Raw genomic sequence first — 6,078 nt, 5'->3', positions numbered from 1 at the left:
GGTCAGGATGAGAGGCATCACTAACCGGTGAATCCTGGTCACGCTATCCAACTACAGGAAATATAATGGCTGACGACGGAACTGACCTCCGCTCAGTGCTCACCAAGCGGGAGGCCATTCTCGGATACCTCGCGGAGTCTCCCGCCCGAAAGCCGGAACTCGTTGACGAACTCTCGATCTCACGGTCGACCGTTGATCGGGCGATCGGAGAGCTGATCGATACCGACTGCGTCGTTGCAGACGGAGCCGCCTATACCGCTACGAAGACTGGCCATCTCGCTCTCGCTGAGCGAACAGATTACGTCGCTAGCACGGACGCGATTGGCCGCGCGAGCGAGTTGTTAAAACAGTTGCCGGCGACAGCCGAGATCGACCCGGTGTTTCTCAAGGGAGCAACAGTGACGCAGGCGGAGTCACACGCACCTGATCGAGCGGCGGCAGCGAGTGCCGCGTTGCTCACCGAGGCGACGACCATGAAGGGACTTGCCCCCACCGTCCTGAAATCGGATATCTTCACCGTTAATAGCGAACTCGACCGGGACGATCTCTCGGTGGAAATCGTCGCGGAACGGAGCGTGATCGACTCACTCCGGTCATTCCCAGGAACCCCGACCGAATCGCTGCTCAGCAGAGAATCGCTATCACTCTACGAGTCTGAAGCGGACCTTCCGTATGCGCTGTGGATTATGGAAACTGCAGAGGGAGACTACGCGGGCATCACCGCTCACGATACCGGAGGGAGTGTCGCGGGAATGATTATGACGGAATCAGAAGCGGCTGTTCAATGGGCGACCGATCAGTATCAGAAATATAAACGGAACGCATCATTCATCACTGTCTCACCTAAGTAGTCTCCGTCGGTTCCGTTGAACCCCACAATTAACAGATATTCCTTCACTCGGAGTCGGTACAACGTGTGGACTTTTGGATGAACGTACCTTCGAAGAAGAGAGTCTCATGGCACCGTCTCTTTCGAAATGAAGTCGGTGAGAAGCGAGGCCGCTACTCCCCGTCTAACGCCTGCCACGAGAGCCGCGGGTTCCGAGCGGCGCTCACCTGATCGATCCGGGCCGCGGCCGTGCGGTTCGGGGCCGCGTCGAGCGCCTCGTCCGAGTCGGCGTACGCGAGGTTGAACGCTTCCGCGAGGTCGTCGAGCGACGACCGGCCCTCGATCTCGGTCGGCTCCGTTAACATCGCCTCGGGCACCATCTCCGGCCACTTCGTCGTCGGCGGGTGGACGCCGAAGTCGAGCATGCGCTTGGCGACATCGGCGGCGTCGCGGTCGCCCGCGGTCGCCGCGAACTCGTGGTGGAAGGGGCCGTACGGCACGTCGAGGTCGATCCGCTCGGCGAGGTAGTTCGCGTTGAGCACCGCCTTCGCGGCCGCGTCCGCAAGCCCCTCGTCGCCGAGACGAGCGATGTACGCGTACGTCTTGACGAGGACGAGCCAGTTGCCGCCGAACCCGTGGACCTTCCCGATCGTCTCGGCGGGTTCGAAGCGCTCGTAGCCGCTCCCCTCTTCCGCTTCCCGGACCCGCGGGGAGGGGAGAAATTCGGCGAGCTCGTCGACGACGCCGACCGGCCCGGCCCCCGGTCCCCCACCGCCGTGCGGGGTCGCGAACGTCTTGTGGACGTTGTAGTGCATCACGTCGAACCCCATATCGCCGGGGCGGCCGCGGCCGAGCAGGGCGTTGAGGTTCGCGCCGTCGTAGTAGAGTAGCCCGCCCGCGTCGTGGACGATCTCGGCGATCTCGGTGATGTCGCGCTCGAAGAGCCCGACCGTGTTCGGGTTGGTCAACATGAGCGCGGCGGTGTCGTCGCCGACGGCCGCCTCCAGCGCCTCAACGTCAACTCGCCCGTCCTCGCCGGACGGGAGCTCGACCACGTCGTAGCCCGCCATCGCCGCGGTCGCGAAGTTCGTCCCGTGCGCGGAGGCGGGGATCACGACCTCCGACCGGTCGTTGCCGTGGTACTCGTGGTACGCCTTCGCGACCGCGATGCCGGTGAACTCACCGGCGGCGCCCGCCGGCGGCTGGAGCGTCACAGCGTCCATCCCGCCGATCTCGCCGAGGAACTCCTGCAGCCGGTACTGCAGTTCGAGGTTCCCCTGCGCGGCCCGCGCCGAGCGGTCCGGGTGGATCGCCGCGTTCGGGTCGGCGGCCACGTCCTCGGTGAACTTCGGGTTGTACTTCATCGTGCAGCTCCCGAGCGGGTACGGCCCCGAGTCGATCGCCCAGTTCATCTGCGAGAGCCGGGTGTAGTGGCGGGCGATCTCGGGCTCGGAGGGCGCCGGCAGCGTAAGCTCCTCGCGAGTCAGGTCGTCCGGCAGCGGCGACGCTTCGCGCACGTCGACGGTCGTCTCCGTTTTCTCCGAGAGCAGCGGCTCGTGAACGTCCTCGCCCTCGCGGGCGTAGTCGGCCTGATCGTGGATCACTCAGATCACCTCCTCGAAGGCGGCGACGAGCCCGTCGGTCCGCTCCGCGTTCAGATCGGTGACGCACACCTGCAGCAGGTGTTCGCCGATCGCGTGGACCGCGAACCCCTCCGCCTCCAAGTCCTCCGCGATGGCCGCCGCGGGCTGGTCGACTCGCACGGCGAACTCCCGGACGTGGTGTCTGTCGTGGACCGGCGCGGTCGCTCCCTTCAGCCCGTCGATCCGGTCGGCGAGCGCGGCCGCCTCGCGGACGCAGTCGTTCGCGAGATCGACGAGCCCGTCGGGGCCGAGCGTCGCCGCGTGGATCGCCGCGCGGAGCGCCACCCACGCCTGGTTCGTGCAGATATTCGAGGTCGCCCGCTCCTTCCGGATGTGCTGTTCGCGCGTCTGGAGCGTGAGCGTGAACGCGCGGTCGCCCGCGGCGTCCTCGCCGGCGCCAACCAGCCGTCCCGGCACCTGCCGGAGGAACTCGTCGCTGCAGGCGAAGATCCCGAGCCCCATCCCGTAGGCGGTGGGGAGCCCGAGCGCGCCCGCCTCGCCGACGACCACGTCGGCGCCGACGCTCGCGGGCTCTTCGAGCACCGACAGCGACACCGGGTCCGATCCGAGCGTGAACAGCGCGTCGGTGTCGGCCGCGAGGTCGCCGATCGTCCCGAGTCGCTCCTCGATACAGCCGCGGACGGTGGGGTTCTCCGCGTACACCATGACGGTGTCGTCACCGACGCGGTCGGCGAGCGCGTCGACGTCGGCGTTGCCGTCGGCCATCGGGTACGACTCGACGGTCAGGTCGGCGCCCGCGCAGTAGTTTGCCAGCACCGCGCGCTTCCCCTCGCGGAGCTGTTCGGGGACGAGGACGGTGTCGCCCGAGGTCGACCGGACGCGGTCCGCCAGCGTCGCGGCCTCGCCGAGCGCGGTCGCGGCGTCGTACATCGAGCAGTTCGCGACCGGGAGCCCGGTCAGCTCCACGAGCATCGACTGGTACTCGAACAGCGCCTGCAGGAACCCCTGCGAGATCTCGGGCTGGTACTGGGTGTAGCTCGTGAGGAACTCGGCGCGGTCCGCGAGGTGGTCGACGACGCTCGGCACGTAGTGGCCGTAGTGCCCCCGGCCGAGGAACTCGGTCAGGTCGTCGTTGCGCGCGAAGATCCGCGAGCACTCGGCGCGGATCTCCCGCTCCGAGCGCGGCTCGATCCCGAAGTCGCCGTCGAACGCGACGGCCTCCGGGATGTCGAACAGCGCCTCCTCGTCGTCGACGCCGATCGCCGAGAGCATCTCGGCCGTCTCGCTGTCGGTGTGAGGTGCGTAGGGTGTGCCGCCGGTCCCGCTCATCGGTGCGTCCCGTCCTGTGCGTAGTCGTTCGGTCGTCCGTTCGCGGGTCGTCGGTCGAAGGGTGGCGTTGTCATGGTCTGGTGTCCGCTATGCGGGCCCGTCCGGGGTTCGATCCGCTACGCGATCTGGTCGTCGTACTCGTCGGGGGCGAGCAGTCCCTCGGCGTCGCCGCCCTCGGCGGGGTCGACTTCGAGCATCCACCCGTCGCCGTACGGGTCCTCGTTGACGAGCTCGGGGCGGTCGAACAGCTCCTCGTTGACGGCGACGACCTCGCCGGATACCGGTGCGTACAGGTCTGAGACGGCCTTGATCGACTCGACAACGCCGAACGCCTCGCCGGCGGCGATCTCGTCGCCGACGTCCGGGAGTTCGACGAACACCACGTCGCCGAGTTCGTCCTGCGCGAAGTCGGAGACGCCGATCCGAACGGTGTCGCCGCCGGTCGTCGCCCACTCGTGCGATTCCAGGTACCGTCTGTCGTCGGGTACTTCGAAGCTCATTGGTCAGGGGTCGCCGCGGTCCGCCTCTGGGATCGGCGCGCTCGCGCGCTGCCAGAGTGGGATTCGTCCCGTCGGCCCGTCAGATCCGGCATTCGGGGTCGGAACGCGGTCCGCGACACGTGTACGTCACCCTTCTGACGACGAGGAAATAAAAGGTATGTTCGCGGCGGGCTTCCGGCGGCTCACGTCCACCGATCGAGCCCGGTCTGGACCTGCGACTCCGCGATGCGCTCGAACCCGCGCGCCACCTCGTCGGCGGCGACGCCCCACTCGTCGACGACGTACTCGCGGGCGGCCTCCACGTCAGGGTTCACCGCCGTGTCGACGTCCACGTCGGTCGCCGGCGGGTCCATGAACAGCTCGCGGATCGCCTCGGCGTTCGGGATCTCGGCGCCGCGCGCGTCGAGGACGCCCCACAGGTCGCCGTGCTCGCGGACCTCCGTCACCGCCGTCTTCGGCCCGATCCCGCGGACGCCCTCGTTGAAGTCGGTGCCGCAGAGCATCGCGGCGTCGACGAGCGCCTGCCGGTCGAATCCGAGATCGTCGAGCGTCGCCGCGAGATCCATCAGCTCCGGGTCACCCTTGCTCGTGAGCTGCCGGAGGGTGGTCGGCGCGCCGAACAGCAGGGTGTCGTAGTCCTCGCTGCCGGCGTGGTCGACGGTCCCCGACGCCGCCATGTGCGCGCACTGGGCCTCGCCCTCCGCCGGCGCCTCGACGATCGGCACGTCGAGCAGTTCGAGGAGCTTTCGGGTCGTCTCCTGAATCGTGTCGGTGAGCCGCTGCGTGCGGGCCTCCAGCCGCGCCGCCTCGACCGAGTCGCCGCGCTCCTCGGCAGCGGCACGGCGCTCCTCAGCCGCCTCGCGCTTCTCCCGCCGCTCGGCGACTTCGTCGGCCTTGAGGTCGGTCACGGCCCCGTCGAACACCATCACGGGGATCAGGTCGTGCTCGAAGAACTTCGGGAGCCCCTGGACGACCCCGATCAGGTTGGCGACCTCCACGCCGTCGGCGGTGGTGTACGCCTCGTCGCTCGTCCACTTCACCGTCGTCGTGAGGTACCGGTACAGCCAGTTGTGCGCGTCGACGGCGACGACGCTCCCCTCGATCTCATCGAAGGCCACGTCGCGGATCGCCGCGAGGTCGCGCAGGTCCGCGTTTCCCATCGCCGATCGTTCGTCGTCGCGGTTCTTAAAGGATCGATCCGGGTGCGATCGACCCGGCCGCGATCGACGCGTTCCGGGCGTGAAACGCCGACACGATTGAAGTGGAAGACGACGCAACCGCCGAACGACCGATCGATGCCCTCCCCCCGACTCGACCCCCGTCGGCTCGACCCCCGTCGGCTCGACCTCCGCGCGGCGGCCGCCGCCGGCGGCGTCGTCTACACTGTCACCGTCCTCGCGTGGATGCTCTCGAACGGCGTGTCCTTCGACGGCGGCGACCCGATCTCGACGGCGTTCGCCGTCGGCTACAGCGTTGTCGGGCTCTGGCTGATGGCCGCCGTCCCCCTGTATCTGCTCGGTCGCGCGTCACTGGTGTCGCCACTCCTCGCGACCGGCTGGCTGCTGGGGAACACGGCGTACCAGTGGGCGTACGGGACGCATCTGCACCCGCTCTCCTCGCACCTGACCGTCTGGCCGCTGCTGTTCGCCGTCGTACTGGCGGCCGGCGCGGGCGAGGCGCTGATCAGGCTGGGGACTGATCGGGTCGTTGGCGTCGGCGGACTCCGGCGGTTCTGGGGAGCCGGCTGACCCGTGCTGGAGCCGCGCCCGCCTGCCGGCTTGTGGGACGTTTATGTGCGTGAGACGACTACCCTCGG

At 68.1% G+C, this 6,078-nt stretch carries 6 protein-coding genes; 2 read left to right on the top strand and 4 right to left on the bottom strand.

Translation table 11 applies throughout. The features are described from left to right. Positions 1-65 precede the first annotated feature (65 nt). On the top strand, positions 66-851 hold the full coding sequence (locus ACP96_RS15780; RefSeq protein ID WP_050034055.1) for a helix-turn-helix transcriptional regulator: 786 nt from the start codon (positions 66-68) through the stop codon (positions 849-851). Between the two features lie 151 nt (positions 852-1,002). On the opposite strand, the gene gcvPB is transcribed toward ACP96_RS15780, so the two are convergent. The 4 genes from gcvPB to fen form a co-directional block, all read right to left on the bottom strand. Next, the gene (gene gcvPB / locus ACP96_RS15775; RefSeq protein ID WP_050034054.1) at positions 1,003-2,433 is read right to left on the bottom strand and encodes an aminomethyl-transferring glycine dehydrogenase subunit GcvPB; all 1,431 of its coding nucleotides are present in this window, start codon (positions 2,431-2,433) and stop codon (positions 1,003-1,005) included. Continuing rightward, on the bottom strand, positions 2,434-3,762 hold the full coding sequence (gcvPA, locus tag ACP96_RS15770; RefSeq protein WP_050034053.1) for an aminomethyl-transferring glycine dehydrogenase subunit GcvPA: 1,329 nt from the start codon (positions 3,760-3,762) through the stop codon (positions 2,434-2,436). Between the two features lie 116 nt (positions 3,763-3,878). Next, positions 3,879-4,262, bottom strand: a complete 384-nt coding sequence (gene gcvH, locus ACP96_RS15765) for a glycine cleavage system protein GcvH (RefSeq protein WP_050034052.1) — start codon at positions 4,260-4,262, stop codon at positions 3,879-3,881. 182 nt (positions 4,263-4,444) lie between these two features. Beyond that, entirely contained in the window at positions 4,445-5,422 is a 978-nt protein-coding gene (fen, locus tag ACP96_RS15760) for a flap endonuclease-1 (RefSeq protein ID WP_050026771.1), read from the bottom strand. 135 nt (positions 5,423-5,557) lie between these two features. Between fen and ACP96_RS15755 the strand changes: the two genes are divergently transcribed. Beyond that, a complete protein-coding gene (locus ACP96_RS15755; RefSeq protein WP_050034058.1) occupies positions 5,558-6,010 on the top strand; it encodes a hypothetical protein in 453 nt (150 codons plus the stop codon). Positions 6,011-6,078: the final 68 nt, after the last annotated feature.

It is taken from the genome of Halorubrum halophilum (assembly GCF_000739595.1).
GTDB classification, from domain to species: Archaea; Halobacteriota; Halobacteria; order Halobacteriales; family Haloferacaceae; genus Halorubrum; species Halorubrum halophilum.
Note: the sequence above shows the minus strand (reverse complement) of the source record. Positions and strands in the feature narration are given on the sequence as shown.